This window comes from Ruminococcus sp. RTP21358st1_G6_RTP21358_211008, from assembly GCF_040908885.1.
Classification (GTDB): domain Bacteria; phylum Bacillota; class Clostridia; order Lachnospirales; family Lachnospiraceae; genus Blautia_A; species Blautia_A faecis.
The window spans coordinates 13,420-31,031 of record NZ_JBDGDM010000026.1 but is presented as its reverse complement, the minus strand read 5'-3'; the positions used below and the strand labels follow the sequence as shown (position 1 = coordinate 31,031).

The 17,612-nt window shown below is 43.3% G+C and carries 14 protein-coding genes and 3 pseudogenes; 1 reads left to right on the top strand and 16 read right to left on the bottom strand.

What is annotated here, in order from left to right; all coding sequences use genetic code 11:
* Positions 1 to 40: 40 nt before the first annotated feature.
* From AB5Z12_RS11670 to AB5Z12_RS11600, 15 genes and pseudogenes are all read right to left on the bottom strand, one after another.
* Positions 41 to 1,336: a YbbR-like domain-containing protein gene (locus tag AB5Z12_RS11670; RefSeq protein ID WP_148461731.1), complete on the bottom strand. Its 1,296-nt coding sequence runs from the start codon at positions 1,334 to 1,336 to the stop codon at positions 41 to 43.
* A complete protein-coding gene (gene cdaA / locus AB5Z12_RS11665; RefSeq protein WP_118579686.1) occupies positions 1,314 to 2,201 on the bottom strand; it encodes a diadenylate cyclase CdaA in 888 nt (295 codons plus the stop codon). The genes AB5Z12_RS11670 and cdaA overlap by 23 nt, the downstream gene beginning before the upstream one ends.
* Before the next feature lie 44 nt (positions 2,202 to 2,245).
* Entirely contained in the window at positions 2,246 to 3,364 is a 1,119-nt protein-coding gene (locus tag AB5Z12_RS11660; RefSeq protein WP_118579689.1) for a hypothetical protein, read from the bottom strand.
* Positions 3,361 to 3,795 (bottom strand): hypothetical protein, encoded by a 435-nt coding sequence (locus tag AB5Z12_RS11655; RefSeq protein WP_118579692.1) that lies wholly within the window; start codon positions 3,793 to 3,795, stop codon positions 3,361 to 3,363. Before AB5Z12_RS11655 ends, AB5Z12_RS11660 begins: the two co-directional genes overlap by 4 nt.
* A 92-nt stretch (positions 3,796 to 3,887) precedes the next feature.
* The gene (locus tag AB5Z12_RS11650) at positions 3,888 to 4,628 is read right to left on the bottom strand and encodes a ComF family protein (protein WP_173719278.1); all 741 of its coding nucleotides are present in this window, start codon (positions 4,626 to 4,628) and stop codon (positions 3,888 to 3,890) included.
* Positions 4,525 to 6,801, bottom strand: a complete 2,277-nt coding sequence (locus tag AB5Z12_RS11645) for an ATP-dependent RecD-like DNA helicase (RefSeq protein WP_195699130.1) — start codon at positions 6,799 to 6,801, stop codon at positions 4,525 to 4,527. The genes AB5Z12_RS11650 and AB5Z12_RS11645 overlap by 104 nt, the downstream gene beginning before the upstream one ends.
* A gap of 36 nt (positions 6,802 to 6,837) precedes the next feature.
* A pseudogene (locus AB5Z12_RS11640) lies at positions 6,838 to 6,894 on the bottom strand (DUF6783 domain-containing protein); the annotation flags it as partial.
* Between the two features lie 126 nt (positions 6,895 to 7,020).
* On the bottom strand, positions 7,021 to 8,010 hold the full coding sequence (locus AB5Z12_RS11635) for a rod shape-determining protein (protein ID WP_148461733.1): 990 nt from the start codon (positions 8,008 to 8,010) through the stop codon (positions 7,021 to 7,023).
* Positions 8,011 to 8,220: 210 nt separating this feature from the next.
* A complete protein-coding gene (gene uvrA / locus AB5Z12_RS11630; RefSeq protein WP_368356909.1) occupies positions 8,221 to 11,058 on the bottom strand; it encodes an excinuclease ABC subunit UvrA in 2,838 nt (945 codons plus the stop codon).
* Positions 11,042 to 11,188 carry a hypothetical protein gene (locus AB5Z12_RS11625; RefSeq protein WP_302672223.1) on the bottom strand — a complete coding sequence of 49 codons (147 nt, stop codon included), beginning with the start codon at positions 11,186 to 11,188 and terminating at the stop codon, positions 11,042 to 11,044. The genes uvrA and AB5Z12_RS11625 overlap by 17 nt, the downstream gene beginning before the upstream one ends.
* Positions 11,189 to 11,217: 29 nt before the next feature.
* Entirely contained in the window at positions 11,218 to 12,354 is a 1,137-nt protein-coding gene (gene hemW, locus AB5Z12_RS11620) for a radical SAM family heme chaperone HemW (protein WP_148461735.1), read from the bottom strand.
* 56 nt (positions 12,355 to 12,410) lie between these two features.
* Complete coding sequence (locus tag AB5Z12_RS11615; RefSeq protein WP_148461736.1) at positions 12,411 to 12,842, bottom strand: hypothetical protein; 432 nt, start codon at positions 12,840 to 12,842, stop codon at positions 12,411 to 12,413.
* Between the two features lie 101 nt (positions 12,843 to 12,943).
* Positions 12,944 to 14,752 (bottom strand): translation elongation factor 4, encoded by a 1,809-nt coding sequence (gene lepA, locus AB5Z12_RS11610; protein WP_330382770.1) that lies wholly within the window; start codon positions 14,750 to 14,752, stop codon positions 12,944 to 12,946.
* Positions 14,753 to 14,899: 147 nt separating this feature from the next.
* Complete coding sequence (locus tag AB5Z12_RS11605; protein WP_226840970.1) at positions 14,900 to 16,147, bottom strand: stage II sporulation protein P; 1,248 nt, start codon at positions 16,145 to 16,147, stop codon at positions 14,900 to 14,902.
* 116 nt (positions 16,148 to 16,263) lie between these two features.
* Positions 16,264 to 16,424: pseudogene (locus AB5Z12_RS11600) on the bottom strand (DUF6783 domain-containing protein).
* On the opposite strand from AB5Z12_RS11600, the pseudogene AB5Z12_RS11595 reads away from it, so the two are divergent.
* A pseudogene (locus tag AB5Z12_RS11595) lies at positions 16,380 to 16,478 on the top strand (DUF6783 domain-containing protein); the annotation flags it as partial. The pseudogenes AB5Z12_RS11600 and AB5Z12_RS11595 sit on opposite strands and share 45 nt — an antisense overlap.
* Here the strand turns inward: AB5Z12_RS11595 and gpr are convergent.
* Positions 16,432 to 17,343, bottom strand: coding sequence for a GPR endopeptidase (gene gpr / locus AB5Z12_RS11590; RefSeq protein ID WP_118579888.1), 912 nt, complete (start codon positions 17,341 to 17,343; stop codon positions 16,432 to 16,434). The pseudogene AB5Z12_RS11595 and the gene gpr sit on opposite strands and share 47 nt — an antisense overlap.
* Positions 17,344 to 17,612: the final 269 nt, after the last annotated feature.

The window sequence follows — 17,612 nt, the reverse complement described above, 5'->3', positions numbered from 1 at the left end:
TGGCAATATATTTCGCCAAACGTTATCCGTAAACAACAGCTCATTCATTATTAGTATCTGAATTGGAAACTTCTGATATAGTCACATCTGCAACCACATCATCCAGAAGTTCAAATCCCTTAGGCAGCTTCACAGTCACAGGAATCTGATAGCTTCCTACTTCCATATCCTTCAGATCAACAGAAGCTTTCACTTCGTCAAGATTAAAGTCATCAAGCTCTCCAGCTGTTGCTTTCACGCGGATTTCAATCTTATCTGTTCCAAATGTTACCAGAAGATTATCAGCAAGGTTATCTACCGTAACCTGATTGGAGGGAAGACCATATGAATGACTTCCAATAGGTAAAATACTTACCTTCACCCAAACGTCCTCACTGGTTCCGCTTGTCAGCTTCACATCCTCAGGAAGCACATCTTTCAGACTGACTTTCTTCTCAATATCAGTTGTCTCTCCTGTAATATCAATATCAGTACCGCCTATCCAGATCGTGTTGTCATTCTGCTTCAGAGTCTCCAATGCCTCATCTGTTCCCGCAATACTTACAGTATCCGGAACAGTAGTCACACTCTCCACCTGATAGCCATCTGCCGGCACACCTACATAGTCCGCACCAATATTAACGCCTGTGCGAATCTTCCAAAATTTAGTTGTAACAACAACTTTGGTATTATCTATGGTGAGATAAGCCATTCTTCCGGCAAGACTGTCCTGATTCTTATCAATAATATTCAGTTCTGCCTCTTCGGAAAAATCCTTTGTTCGGCCATCAACATCAACGGTCGCATTTACTTTATCAATTTTATTCACAAGAGATTTCGGACCTGTAATTTTAACTTTCTCCGGACTTGCAGTCTGGGAACCAACCTCGTAGCCCTTGCCCGGCTGGCTGGAACCGTAATTTACATTAACCAGAAACTCCTGTGTTACTTTTTCTTCCAGTCTGACACTGAGATACTGTGGTGTCACTTTAATATTCTCGGGGCTGATTCCCGGACAGGAGGCAGTGATTGGAACCATAACCGGATCTGTATCAAGGCTTCCTGCCTGCTGCAGATCTGCCGTCAAGGTTATATTGGTCTGAGTAATCCTGGAAAGAAGTCTTCTCTCTCCTGTGATTGTAACCCTTATAGGATCCGGATCATCATCCTGCATACACATCATGTTTGCACTATCCACATAAGCCGTATTCTGGAGTTCTACATTTTCTCCGGCAATGGTGATACTTTTACTGGATACCGGATTGTCCACATTTACCACAATAAACCAGATCAGAAATCCGATGAAAACAGACATGATCTTCAAGGTAAAATTCCTAGTCAGCTTTGTCTTCTTCATGTCTCATTCTTCCTTTCAACAGATGACGCAGTTTACTGTTAGTTACAACCTTTTTATTCTGAGCCTTGATCAATGCAGATCTCAGTTCAGCACTGGTAAGACCTCTGCTGAGCTGTCCGTTCTGGGCCATGGACACCTGCCCGGTTTCTTCTGAAACAATAATTGTCAGGGAATCACTTACTTCACTAATTCCCACACCAGCTCTGTGTCTGGTTCCAAGCTGTTTGCTCAGCTCCATATTATCGGAAAGAGGCAGATAACAGGTAGCTGCTACAATTCGATTGCCACGCACCAGGACAGCGCCATCATGGAGTGGTGTATTATGTTCAAAAATATTGATCAGGAGCTGACTTGTAAGAACTGCATCCACATTGATTCCTGTGCGCTCATATTCACTTAAGCGGATATTCTGCTCAATGACGATCAATGCGCCAGTTCTTACTTCTCCCATGTCAAAACATGCCTTCACAAGCTCATTGATTGTTTTATCTGTAAACCTTTCCTGTACCTCTTTGCCGGCATCCAAAGGGAAAATAGAAGCCATAAACTTCTTCTGTCCCAGCTGCTCCAGCATTTTCCGAAGTTCTGGCTGGAAAATAACAACAACACTGGTAAGAAGTATAGTAGAAAGATTCTTAATGATCCAGAGGATCGTATTCATTTTCAACACATATGCAAATAAAATAAAAAGGAGTACTATCAGAATTCCCTTCAACAGAGTATAAGCGCGGGTAAACTTGATCCACACCATAAACTGATAGATAAAGAAGGAAATCAGGGCAATCTCCAGTATGTCTGTTACTCCCAGACTGGGCAGGGAGAGTTTTGACAAATATCCTGATAATCTGACTGCCATATCCTGCATAGTGTACTCCTTTCTTTGTTACCATTCACTGCCAAGCAGTAACCTTAAAGATCTTTAAGAGATTCTTCAAGCTTTTTTTCAAAATCAATATCCTTAGCAGCAGGTTTCTCTGCCTGTCTTGGCTTTCTGTCTGCTGCTGGAGAAGCTTTCTTTCTTTTAGGCTTCTCATCCTGTCGGAAGATTGGATTGGCATAAGTACCAGAGTTGTCCTCTGCCTTGCGCTCTTCACGAACAGGTTCTGCATTTATTTTCTTAATACTTCTCTCGGAAGTTGCAACAGAAGCCTTGGGAACTGCTTTTACATAATAGAAGTACTCATCATCCTCATACTCCAGACGCTCTGCACGGCTGTAATCTCCTCCAAATGCAAAGAACTCAAGCACAAGTGCCAGGAGAACAGCTGCAATCGTACAGATCAGAAGCGGAACCATTGCAACAGTTGCATTCAGGTTCATTCCAAAACTTCCAACAAGCATTATAAACACATAGGCAACACCGCCTGTAATAATCGATATCCTCCATGCATGATCAAAAGAGCGGGTACGGATCAGATGTACCAGAAGGATAACTGCTACAAAAGCAACAACTGCAATCCACATTCCCCAGTTCTGTACCAGACCGTCAGCCATGATCTGCAGCTTATCTGTCATCTCCAGATCCGGATTCACAAGAATTGTTGACTGTGATCTTAAAAAACGGATAAAATAATACATAACCACACCGCAGCCAGCCGGAATTGCAGATAAACTGCTCTCCATAAGTCCGCTTCCAATAGGAAGTAATGCCGGAAGGCTGAATGCAAAGGAAAGCGGTGTAAATACAAATGTTACATTCTGTTCACCACTGAACCTCAGGAAAAAGATCATCATCAGAAGGATCAGAACAAGCATAAATGCCGCAATTTCAATTCCAAGTGCATAACTGTGAACAAGGATCAGCACAAAACCAATATACATCATAGCGGAAGACGGCAAAATGGAACAGATCAATGCCAGGATCAGTACTAAAAATACATTATTCAGGCGAGACATATATCCCATATTCGCATTGATCCACAGGAAATAAACCAGTGCAAGAACAAACTTCATTACAGGCAGGATATACATTTCATACTGTCCGTATATTTCTTTTATTTTCTGCTTTAACTCAAGTAATGCTGTCATTTTCTATATCCTCCTGACATTTCACGTCCTGCGAATTTCTTTTCTTCACGAGTATAGATTTTCTCTAATTTCGTCAGCTGAGTGTAATACTGTTTTACACTCTTCTTCGCCTTATGGTACTTCACAGTGTACTGGATATATGTCAGCACAGAATATAATACCAATATCCCTATATATCCCCCCAGGACTACAACTCCAAGAGAGATCAGATCCATCTTGTGCACATTATCCAGCAGATATTCCAAATTATACGCTGCAATCACAGCCAGTATCAATCCATATCCAATTGTTACAAGAAAGAAATTCTTAATCAGCGCCAGACCAATATAGTCACTCCTGTAGTACTTGCTTACTGGAAGATACTTTCTGCCTTCCTGTTTCTCATATACAGCAAGCCGGTCCATTATCTTTACTTTTTCTTCGTTTATCATAAATGGCTCCTTATGCGTTTCTTTTAAAGCTGAAAAGCTATACTCATACAGGATGATTGTATCATATATCCCATGCCATGAAAAGCATTTTTTTACCTGTTGTTTCCAATACACAGCGTGAGAAAATATACATGGGATGCTCCCTTTTCCAGCAGAAGCTTTGCCAGCACATCCATGGTACTTCCAGTAGTATATACATCATCAATAAGCAAGATACGCATTCCTGCAGGATTTCCTACAACCTGAAAAGCTTTTTGAAGATTCTTCTTTCTTTCAGCCGCATCCAGTTTTTTCTGTGATCGGGTAGCATGGCACTTTTTTAGAATAGCAGTATCTACAGGAATCCCAGCATAACGGGACAGTTCTTTCGCCAGAAGTTCAGCTTGATTAAACCCTCTTATGCGCTGTTTTCTTCTATGAAGCGGAACCGGAATGATTATCTGCGGCTTCCATAATGCAAGCATATCTTTTCCGTAAATATACAATGCTTTTCCATAAAAGCGGCTGTATTCCTGACAACCAAAATATTTATATTTCATTATAGAGTATCTCATCCGGTCATCATAGAGAAAAATCCCGCGTCCCTGGTCAAAAGCGCCTGGATGGGCGCCGCAGTCCCTGCAGTATTCTTCATCTCCATTTACCGGTTTTCCGCATTTGTAACACCGTGGCCCCGATACAGGTCTTAAATCTCCGGCACAGTCCAGACAGATCAACTGATGGCTGTTCCTAAGAATCCTGTGACACAGAGGACACCGTCTTGGATACAACAGATCCAGAAAGTTCCTGTATCCTTGCCCAAAGAGAGCTGTAACGTTTCTGTTGCTTCTCATTGCGGATCATCTCCCCGAAAGTCTCCTCACTTCCAACTACAGTAACACATTTCCGTGCTCTTGTAACACCTGTATACAAAAGATTGCGGTTCATCAGCATCTTGGGGCCGGAAAGGAGCGGCAGAATAACTGCCGGATATTCTGAGCCCTGGGATTTATGTATGGTTATAGCATAGGCAAGTTCCAATTCTTCCAGCTGCTTAAAAGAATAGTCAGCGAAACGGCCATCCTCAAATTCCACAGTGGCAGTCTCTGCAAATTCATTGATTTCCTTCAGAATGCCAGTATCTCCATTAAATACGCCCACCCCTTCTTCTACAGGAATTCCGTATTTCCCCCGGACTTCCCATTCCAGCTGATAGTTGTTCCGAATCTGCATAACCTTGTCTCCCTCACGGAAAAGCCGGTCTCCAATTTCTTTCTCTTTTTTACCTGATTCTGGTGGATTCAGGTATCTCTGTAAGATCTGGTTCATCCTCTCTACGCCCAGAAGCCCCTTTCGCATTGGAGTCAGAACCTGTATTTCAAAAGGTCTTGCATCCACATACTTCGGCAGTTTCTCCTGAATCAGTGCGATGACCACGCGGATAATAATATCGGCATCATATCTCTTCAGGAAAAAGAAATCGCGGCTTTTGTTATCAAGGGAAACCTGCTCTCCGTTATGGATCTTGTGTGCATTTACTACAATATCACTGTGAGAGGCCTGCCTGAAAATTTTCTTCAGTTCTACTACTGGAAAAACGCCGCTTTGAATAATATCCCGCAGCACATTTCCAGGACCTACACTTGGCAGCTGGTTCTCATCTCCTACCAGAATGATCCTGGTTCCCGCAGTCACCGCAAGAAGCAGTGAATGCATAAGAAAAATATCCACCATAGACATCTCATCAATAATGATTACATCTGTATCCAGCGGATTCTCTGCATTCCGTTCAAAATGAACACCCTGAGACTCTCTGCCATCCTCATCCGGCACACCGTTCAATTCTAGAAGCCGATGTATTGTCTGTGCTTCATAACCTGTAGCTTCTGTCATTCGCTTGGCTGCTCGTCCTGTAGGTGCTGCCAGACGAAGAGTTGCGCCTTCGCCCTCGAAAAAACGAATAATTGCATTGATCGTGGTAGTTTTACCGGTACCTGGTCCTCCTGTAAGTACAAAAAGGCCATTTCCAGCAGCCTCTACAACAGCCTTCTTCTGCATTTCCTCCAAAACAGTACCTGTTTCTTTCTCAATCTGGGCAATTCTTCGCTCCATCATCTGCTCATTCTGTGGATAACGGATATTTAATTCAGTGAGCATTCTTGCTGTATTCAGTTCCAAGCGGTAATACTGGCTTGGATAAACCAGTACCTCTCTGTCATTCTCTTTTAAAACAACTTTCCGGTCAATTGCCATATCCATCAGATGTTTCTCCATATAAGAAACATCTACCTGAAGCAGCTGGGAAGCTCTGTCAAACAGTTCGTCCTTCGGAAGATATACATGTCCTTCCCCTGAAGCCTGGAGAAGAGTATACATCATACCGCTGCGGATCCTGTAATCTGAATCTGCATGTATACCAATACGTGACGCAATGGTGTCTGCAATTTTAAAGCCAACTCCCGAGATATCATCTGCCAGACGATAGGGATTCTCCTGAAGCACACTGTATACGGACTGACCATATTTCTGATATATCTTTGCTCCAAGATTCAGGGAAATGCCATATTTCTGCAGAAACATCATGGCTTTTCGCATATCTGCCTTCTCAGTCACCTGTACTGCAATCTCTCTGGCTTTCTTCTCACTGATTCCCTTGACTTCCGCCAGCCTTTCCGGTTCTTCTTCCACTATTCTAAGGGTATCCTCGCCAAAACACCGCACAATTCTGGCAGCAAGTGCTGCACCTACCCCTTTAATCGCTCCGGAACCCAGATAACGTTCCATAGCCTGGGTGTCCTCTGGTGCCTTTTCCGCATAAGACTGGATATTAAATTGTCTGCCGTATATATGGTGCTGGGAAAACTGTCCCTCAGCTTCAATGGTCACACCCTGTGTAACGTCAGGAAATGTTCCTACACAAGTCAGCTCTTCCTCTGAATCCGCGGTCTTAAGAACCATAACTGTATATCCATTTTCATCATTGCGGAATATGACATGATCTATATAGCCTGTAACTTTCTCACTCATTTGTTCTTCTCCTGCCGCCAGCACTAACCAAAGGGCACTGCTAGAATGTGTTTGAAAAAGTATTCCCGCAATCTGCACGCCCCACTTTGCAGAAAGCCTTTTTCAAACACGCTCTAGAACGCAGTACCCTTTTCATTATAGTTTACATAATATTTTATCTTTTGCAAAACAGAATAGCCAAATTATATGTTACTGTTTACGCTTTTCAAAGCAATCAGATTATTCTTCCATCCTGGTAATTACTTCCGCATATTTACCGGTTCCCACCACAACCGCAGACATAGCATCCTGCACAGTAAGAGTGCTTACACCGGTCTTCTGCTCAATGAGGGTGTCCATTCCATGGAGCAATGCTCCGCCACCTGTGAGAACAATTCCTCTGTCTACAATATCTGCAGCCAGTTCCGGCGGAGTTTTCTCAAGCACTCCGTGCACAGTCTCCACAATCTGATTGGTAGCATCCCTCAATGCAATACGGATTTCTTCTGAAGTCAGAGTTACAACCTTGGGAAGTCCGGTGATCACATTTCTGCCTTTTACCTCCAGCATCCGCGGAGATGCTTCCTGGCAGGCAGTTCCGATTTTTATTTTTATGTTCTCAGCGGCCTCTTCCCCAATAAAAAGGCTGTGATTTTTTCTCACATAGCTCATGATTGCCTGGTCGAAATTATCTCCGGCAACCTTTACGGAAGCAGACACAACAGAGCCAGCCATGGAAATCACGGCAACATCAGTGGTTCCGCCTCCTATATCCACGATCAGATTACCAAAAGGCTTCGTCACATCTACTCCGGCACCAATTGCAGCTGCAATCGGCTCTTCCACAAGAAACACTTCCCTTGCTCCAGCCTGATAAGTAGCTTCCTCTACTGCCTTTCTTTCAATCTCTGTGGTTCCGCTGGGGATACAGATACTGATTCTAGGCTTTCGAAAGGCATGGCGACCCATTGCCTTGGAAATGAAATACTTCAGCATCTTCTCCATAACCGTATAATCTACGATCACTCCCTGGCGGATTGGCCGGATTACTTCCATATTTGATGAAACATGTCCGGTCATCTGTCTGGCTTCCTCACCGATTGCTTTTATTTTCTCTGAGTTCTTATCATAAACCACTACAGACGGCTCACTGACTACCAGCCCCCGTCCAGTGGAATATACCTGACTGTTTCTGGTTCCCAGGTCAATTCCAATATCACTGGCAGGCATTAAATTCCCCTTTCTCTCAAAACACTTTGTCACACTTTCTCTGCAAGAATTGTGCAATAAATGATTACCATTCATATTCCGAACTGTAATCATAAACACCACATTCTGCAGATGTGACTTTATAATTGTCTCATAGATTTTTCATAATTAATAGTCTTCGTACCATTATAAACAAAAATGCTTCAATTGGAAAGAGGTTTATTATCAGAATCACTTCAAATATTTCGCAACATAACGTCCTGTATAAGAAGCTGGATTCTTCGCCACTTCTTCAGGTGTTCCCTTGGCAACAACTGTTCCCCCGCCATCTCCGCCTTCCGGTCCGATATCAATTATATAATCAGCGGTCTTGATCACGTCCAGATTGTGTTCAATTACAACAACCGTATTTCCACCATCCGAAAGTCGACGCAAAATCTCCACCAGTTTCTGAACATCTGCAAAATGCAATCCGGTGGTAGGCTCATCCAGAATATAAATAGTCTTACCTGTACTGCGCTTACTCAGCTCTGCAGCCAGCTTAATACGCTGTGCTTCTCCGCCGGAAAGAGTGGTGGAAGGCTGTCCGAGACGAATATAGGAAAGACCGACATCATATAAGGTCTCTATCTTCCTTCTGATGGATGGAACGTTCTCAAAGAACGTCATTGCCTCCTCAACTGTCATATTCAGTACATCGTAGATGCTCTTATCCTTATACTTCACTTCCAGAGTTTCCCGATTATAGCGCTTCCCCTTGCAAACTTCACAAGGGACATAAACATCTGGCAGGAAGTGCATTTCAATTTTAATAATACCATCACCACTGCAGGCTTCACATCGTCCGCCTTTTACATTAAAGCTGAAGCGCCCTTTCTTATATCCCTTTGCCTTGGCATCTGCTGTAGCAGCAAAAAGATCTCTAATCTGGTCAAACACGCCTGTATAAGTAGCAGGATTAGATCTTGGTGTACGGCCAATTGGAGACTGGTCAATGGCAATTACCTTGTCCAACTGGTCTATTCCAATAATTTCATCATGCTTTCCCGGGATCACGCGGGCCCTGTTCAGATCTCTTGCAAGATGTTTGTAAAGGATTTCATTGATCAGAGAACTCTTTCCAGACCCTGAAACACCTGTAATACAGGTCATAATTCCAAGAGGAATATCCACGTCTATATGTTTGAGATTATTCTCTGCCGCCCCCTTAATAGTCAGATAACCAGTAGGTTCCTTTCGTACTTCCGGAACCGGGATTTTCAGCTTTCCGCTGAGATATGCTCCTGTAATGGACTTCGGATTCTGCATAAGTTCCTCAGCAGTGCCCATTCCAACAAGCTGTCCACCATGTTCTCCTGCTCCGGGTCCGATATCTACAATACAGTCCGCCGCGCGCATGGTATCCTCATCATGCTCAACCACTATAAGACTGTTTCCCAGATCTCTTAGGTGCATCAAAGCTCCAAGAAGTTTATCATTATCCCTCTGATGCAGACCAATACTTGGCTCATCCAGAATATAGGCAACCCCGACAAGGCCGGAACCGATCTGGGTAGCAAGACGGATTCTCTGTGCCTCTCCGCCAGACAGAGTACCAGTGGCACGTGCCAGGGAAAGGTACTCCAGACCTACATCTGCCAGGAACCCCACTCTGGCTCTGATCTCCTTTAGTATCTGCTTTCCAATAAGCTGCTGCTGCGGAGACAGCTGCATTTCTGCCAGAAATCTCTTCAGTTTATCAATGGACATATTGGTAATTTCATAAATATTCTTATCCGCTACCGTAACCGCAAGTGACTCCTTCTTCAGTCGCTGACCCTTACATGCTTTACATGGAGTGATCTGCATAAAGCTCTCGTATTCCTGTTTCATAGATTCAGAGCCAGTCTCTTTATAGCGCTGTTCCACATTCCTTATAAGGCCTGGAAAAGCCACATCATAAACACCCTCTCCGCGCTGTCCCTTATAATAAACCTTCACAGAATGTCCGCCTGTGCCGTATAGAATAATATCCTGTATCTTCTTGGGATAATCTTTAAAAGGTGTATCCAGATCAAAACCGTATTCCCTGCAAAGGGCATTCAGAATAGCATTGGTAAAACTGCTCTTATCTGTGCAAGACTGCCAGCCCATCACTACAATAGCCCCTTCAGAAATGCTCAGAGACTTATCCGGGATCATAAGATCCGGGTCAAATTCCATCTTATAACCAAGGCCAAGACACTCCGGGCAGGCCCCAAATGGGTTATTAAATGAAAAACTTCTTGGCTCGATCTCATCAATACTGACTCCACAATCCGGACAGGAAAAGCTCTGGCTGAAATTCATATAATCTCCGTCCATTGTATCCACCACAGCCAATCCGTCAGCCAGATTCAATACTGTCTCAAGAGAATCTGTAAGTCTTTTCTCAATTCCAGGCTTCACGATCAGACGGTCTACAATAATGGCAATCGTATGTTTAATATTCTTATCCAGGGTAATCTCCTCAGAAAGTTCATACACATTTCCATCGATTTCCGCACGTACATAACCGCTGCGTCTGGCCTGATCCAGTAATTTCGCATGGGTACCCTTGCGTCCTCGTACTACCGGTGCAAGAAGCTGGATCTTGGTGCGCTCCGGCAATTCCATAATCTGATCCACCATCTGGTCTACTGTCTGCTTGGCGATCACCTTGCCGCATTTCGGACAATGTGGAATACCAACACGGGCGTATAAAAGACGGAAATAATCATAAATTTCTGTCACCGTTCCTACTGTGGATCTGGGATTGCGGTTAGTAGACTTCTGGTCAATAGAAATAGCCGGTGGAAGTCCCTCTATGCTCTCCACATCTGGCTTCTCCATCTGGCCAAGGAACTGTCTGGCATAGGAAGACAGAGATTCCATATATCTTCTCTGCCCTTCTGCATAGATCGTATCAAATGCCAGTGAAGACTTTCCTGATCCGCTTAAGCCGGTAAGAACTACAAACTTATCTCTGGGAATATCCACACTGAGATTCTTCAGGTTATTCTCATTGGCTCCTCTGATTCTGATAAACTGTTTCTTATTCTCTGCTGCCATCTGTTCCTCCATTTCTTAACCGGAAAGCACCGGCTGTAACTCCCTGTATCCTGATCTGATCCGGAATCCTCCGGCTCAGACATTTCTTAATGTGTTCTTCAAGAATATCACAAGAACATTTGTTCGTCAACCATTTCTAAATTCTTTTTTCACCAAAACTTACAGCAAAAAATCTGCCATCACTGCATTACTCACATGAACGCCTTCTCTTGATAAAAATATCCTGCCGCTTTCTTCCAACAGCAGTCCCTGTTTCTTATATTTTTTCAGAACTTCTCCATATATATTCTCTATTACAGTGCCGAAATACTCCTGAAATTCCTTTTTGGACACACCCTGTGTCATACGAAGTCCAAGAAACATAAACTCTGCCATCTCATCTTCTCTTGTAAGAAGTTCCCTGTTTTTTCGAATTTTTTCTGGTGCACTGCTGTTTTTCAGATATTCCTGCATATCGGAAGTATTGGAAAAACGTTCCTTTCCCAATAAGGAAGCCGCTCCAAGCCCAAGCCCCAGATAATCCTTTCTCTGCCAGTATCCTTCATTATGTCTGCATTCACACCCTGCTTTTGCATAGTTGGAAATCTCATACTGATGATAGCCATACTCTTTCAGAACTACAGCAACATCTTCATACATGCGGTACTCCGTATCTTCATCAGGCAAATCCAGCTTTTTTCTGGAAAAAGGGGTGCCCTCTTCAATAATAAGACTGTATGCCGAAATGTGCTCCGGGCCAAGTGCCGCCACCATCCGAAGGTTCTCTATCCAACCTTCATAACACTGTCCCGGAATGGCAAACATCAGATCCACATTTATATTGGAAAAGCCAGCCTCTCTTGCCATCTGAAAGCTTTCCAGAAACTGTGCATAATTATGAATTCTTCCAAGCATAGCCAGTTCCTTATTGTTTGGCGACTGTAAGCCAATGCTGATCCGGTTAATTCCGTATTTTCTGTAAATAGAAAGTTTCTCAGGCGTCAATGTTCCAGGATTTGCTTCAATCGTTACCTCCGCATCCGCCGAAAACAAAAAATAATCTCTCAGCCCCTGTAAAAGCTTTTCCATTACATCACATTCCGGCACAGAAGGTGTTCCCCCGCCAATGAAAACTGTATCTACCGGACGTTTTTTCAGATTCTTTGAAACCGTCTCCATTTCCCGTAAAAGTGCATAAATATAAGCTTCCTGCCCGGCCCTGGTAGAGGGACCTGACAGGAAGTCACAATAATCACATTTCTTTATGCAAAACGGGATGTGAAGGTACAATTCCAAACCATTCTTCTTTGTTCCCATTCTGATTTTCTCCACATTGTTTATTTTCTTCTGTTTACAATGCTGTTTCTGTAAAATTAATCTCCACTACCGGTCTCAGTTTCTTCATCTGTTGAATTTCCAGTAGCATCACTGCCGCTGTCAGACGAATCTGCAGCAGTCTGCTCTTCTGAAGAGCCGCTCTTACTGCTGCCTGCAGCCTTTCCCTCTTCTTTTTGAACCAGATACTCATTCACCATAGTCACGCTTCCGCTTTGCGCTACCGCATCTTTATTTACCTGGCGAGGTACCGGCGTAGGTGTTGCTGTAGGGATCGGCGTGATCTTCATTACGCCCTGCGACTCTGCGTCTGGTGCTTTCACCGTTTTCTTCCCACATGCACAGCTGCCTGCAAAAATTACGATCACCAGCAGGATCACTGTCAAAATCCCGCCCTTGATCCACTGTTCCCTGTCTTTTTTATAACTTCTCTTTATTCTTCTTATCAAAATACGTATCTTAGCTTTCATCGGATACCTCCGCGTCTGATGCCAGCTGGCATATATCTTATGTCAATCAGTCACACTCAGACACCTTTATTTGTTGCTTTTCACCACAGGATTGACAACAATTAATTTTCATCCAGTTTCAGTACGCTCATAAATGCTTTCTGCGGAATCTCTACGTTTCCAACCTGGCGCATTCTCTTCTTACCTTCCTTCTGTTTTTCCAGAAGTTTCTTCTTACGAGAAATATCACCGCCGTAGCACTTGGCAAGAACATCTTTACGCATAGCCTTAACCGTCTCTCTGGCAATGATTTTGCTTCCGATTGCGGCCTGGATTGGAATTTCAAAGAGCTGACGCGGAATCTCATCTTTCAGCTTCTCGCACATCTTGCGGCCTCTTTCATAAGAAGTATCTGCATGCACAATAAAAGAAAGGGCATCCACTTCTTCTTTATTTACCAGAATATCCAGTTTCACAAGCTCACTTCTCTCATAACCACAAAGTTCGTAATCCAGAGACGCATATCCTCTGGAACGAGATTTCAGGGCATCAAAGAAATCGTAAATAATCTCATTCAATGGAAGCTTATATTTCAGAAGAGCTCGTGTCTCTTCCATATATTCCATGCCAAGATACTGACCACGGCGCTCCTGGCAAAGATCCATAATGGCACCGATAAATTCTGTAGTTACCATAATCTCAGCATTCACGATTGGCTCTTCCATATATTCGATCTCAGATGGATCTGGAAGATTGGTCGGATTTGTCAGATCAATCACTTCGCCGTTTGTCTTGTGTACTTTGTAAATAACGCTTGGAGCTGTAGTAACAAGATCCAGGTCATATTCACGTTCCAGACGTTCCTGAATGATTTCCAGATGAAGCAATCCAAGAAATCCGCAGCGGAAACCAAATCCAAGAGCAACAGATGTCTCCGGCTCATAGAATAAAGAGGCGTCATTTAACTGCAGTTTCTCCAAAGCATCACGAAGATCCCCGTATTTCGCTCCGTCAGCCGGATAAAGGCCGCAGTAAACCATTGGATTTACTTTCTTATATCCAGGCAAAGCCTCCTCACATGGACGGTTATTGTCCGTAATAGTATCACCAACACGAGTGTCTCTTACGTTCTTAATGCTGGCGGTAATATAACCTACCATTCCAGCTGTCAGTTCCTCACATGGAATAAACTGCCCAGCTCCAAAATACCCAACTTCCACAACTTCTGCCACAAATCCAGTGGCCATCATACGGATGGTTGTGCCTTTGCGGACTTTTCCATCTACCATTCGGCAGAAAACAATGGCACCCTTATAAGAATCATAAATGGAGTCAAAAATAAGCGCCTTCAGCGGTGCATCCGGATTTCCTGCAGGTGCCGGGATCTTAGCCACTACCTGCTCCAGAACCTGATCTACATTCAGACCTGTTTTTGCAGAAATCTGCGGTGCGTCCTGGGCTTCAAGTCCAATCACATCCTCAATTTCATTGATAACACGCTCTGGCTCTGCACTTGGAAGATCAACCTTATTGATTACTGGAATAACCTCAAGATCATGATCCAGTGCCATATAAACATTTGCCAGCGTCTGCGCTTCAATTCCCTGTGCAGCGTCAACTACAAGGATGGCACCGTCGCAGGCTGCAAGGCTTCGTGAAACTTCATAGTTAAAATCCACATGTCCAGGTGTATCGATCAGATTGAAAATATACTCTTCTCCATCTTTTCCATGATATACCGTGCGGACAGCCTGGGATTTGATGGTAATTCCACGTTCTCTCTCCAGTTCCATATTATCCAGAACCTGGGCCTGCATTTCCCTCTCAGTCAAAAGTCCTGTCATCTCTATAATTCTGTCGGCCAGTGTAGATTTACCGTGGTCAATATGTGCAATAATACAAAAATTTCGAATTTTACTCTGGTCTGTCATTCCAGACATTCCTCCTCTGGTTATGCTTTACTGTTTATTCTATCAAGAGATTATAGCACAGATTAAATCTGTTTGTCACTTCCTTTTATATGGTTCCTGTTCACTCCGTTCACAGTAACATTCTTGACGGGATAAATTATATTATTTTTATCCTGTTCCGCAGCCCTTTAACACTCTGTTCAAAATGTCTGCAAAGGGTTCCATGGCGTTTTTTACTTCCTGCACCGTATTTGTCTGGGCACCGGCTTCCAGAAGCAGGGCTCTTTTTCGTAAATGAAGATTGTAGCGCAAGCCCGCCAGGTAAATCCCTCTGTAAAAATCAGGATAATACAACGCCGCCTGATATTCCAGCTGAAAAGAAAAAGCAAGATTGTCCTGTATGTAAGGATTTGGCAAATAAGAAACCTTCCCCTGGTCATTCGTGTAGCTAAGGCCATTATAAAAAAGAATCTGCGCAGTATCTTTTCCGTTTATTTCAGTTACCAGCCGTCTGTCTTCATCGATGCCATCTCTGTGCAGATCAATAACCACCTCCACAGACGGATTTTCTTCCAAAACCTTTTCTACGTAATCACAAGCATAATTATAGGCCTTATTCCGATCCAGTTCTCCGCTCATCATATCAAAAGCTTCTTTTATATGGATCACCTGATAACCATATTTTTCTGACAGCAAACTGGTCAGATAATTTCCAACACCCACAATCGTATCTTCCTCTTCTCCTTCCCTGGAATCGGAAAACGTTTCCTGGGAGTGACTGTGATAAATAAGAATCTGCGGCTCCAACGGTCCATGACTCAAGGAAAAATCCTCTGCCAGAAATTCAGCAGCATTTATTTTTACGGCAGATGCATCTGTGTTCTCATCTACAATGTAAAAATTGTTCATTAGATAATCGTAATCCGACAGCTTGTCTCTGGACAGATCCAGAATTGGATGCGGGAGAACGATGTTAGACTGAGGAAGGGTATTTGCAGGCTGAGTTTCTGAATTTAAGTGATTTTCACTATTTTCTATGATTTCTGACATCTCAGAGTTATCTTTATTTTCTATTTTATCTGTATTATTTATTTTTTTACTTTCCTCAGAAACACTGCTGTTTTTTTCCAGATTGGCTTCCTTGGATTTCTTTGCATTTTCCTCTCGCAAATTACGCTCATTCTCTGCAACTTCTTCTAAATATGCTCCATTTCTCTTCTCAATCTCAGCCAGAGTTTCCCCATCCATTTCCATCCAGGTTTCCTGTGCTTTTTCCTCTGTAAAATAATAGAACGGAAACTGCCTGTACACATTATGCACAATTTCCCGCATGGAAAAAGGTCCTGGCAGCATAGCCAGAACCGCAAAAAAACACAGACAAAGAAACACGCAGAAAACCTTCTGGACTTTTGTCACGAAATCACCTCTTTAAGGTTATCCTATGACAGATTTTTCCTCCGTATGTTTCTTTTTTTAGGCTAACTTTCCATATTTTCAGTATTTTTCCACAGCTCACCACCTTTACATCAGCTTCATGCGCCAGAGCGTGTTTGAAAAATCATTCCCGCAATCTGCACGCCCACTTTGCTGAAGATTTCACCCGAATTCGGTTGCCGTAGCCCGCTACGATGCCCTCATCTAGGCAAAATCTCCCACAAATTGTGACGCACATCTTGCAGAAAGCCTTTTTCAAACACGCTCTAATAGATCTCTGCAAAAGTCATATTTAATCCTTCTGAAATCGTAAAACTCAGATATTTTATGGTCTCGTCCACATCTTTCGGCGTCACAAACATTCCATGAAGATGTGGGGAAATCATTTCTTCCAAAAATTCTTTCTGTTCGGCCTCGTCCAGTGTCTCAAGCAAATGAGCCATAGAATCATGAACAATAGTCGCCGCATCCACCACCGTAGGCACTCCGATCCCAATCACTTTTACATTCAGATTTTCTTCTGTAAGACCATTTCTGTGGTTTCCCACCCCTGATCCCGGAGTAATTCCTGTATCCGTGATTTGAATGGTCCGATTAAGGCGCCTGGTATTTCTTGCGGCAAGAGCATCCACAGCGATCACTACATCTGGCCGTGTTATTTCCACCACGCCCTCCACGATTTCCGAAGTTTCCATTCCAGTCTGCCCCATTACTCCTGGAACAATTCCGCTGATTGCATGAAGAATCTGCTTTTCTGTACTTTTCAGTCCATACTCGCGGATCAGATGGCGTGTCATATGAAGATTCCCAATTACTTCCGGTCCCAATGAATCCGCCGTAATACCCGGATTTCCAAGCCCAACAATAAGCACGGACTTTTCCTTTTCCAGACCGATCAGCTGGCGTAAATGTCTGGAAAGTTCTTCAGACACTTCCCTGTGATAGTCCTCATCTGGCGCTGAAAGCCCTTCCGATTCAATTGTAATATATGTCCCCTGAGGCCTCCCCATCGCCCTGGCACCATTTTCCGTGGTTATTTTCACCACAGTGGTTCGAATGTCTTTTTCCTCATTATAATCTTCCTGAACCTCCACCCCGCGCACTTCTACATTGTCCTCTGTAAAGCGTTCTCTTGCCTCTACCGCCAAATCGGTTCTGATCTTATAAGTTCCCAGCATATCAGTTCCTCCATACTTTCCCAAATTCTCCCATATCACCGGCTCCGCCCTGCTGTTTTCTATGTGCAAAATGTATTTCTCATTGCAATTCATACCTTTCACAGCCACACCTTTCGATTTTTATATAATCTCCCCACTTTTTTGCAAAAATATGTATGTCAAGCATTTTTGTAAAAATATGTATTGACAATCCAAGGTAATTATTATAAACTATATAAGCATGTTCATAGGAACGCCCGTGTCTGTTCTTATGATGCAAAAAATTAATC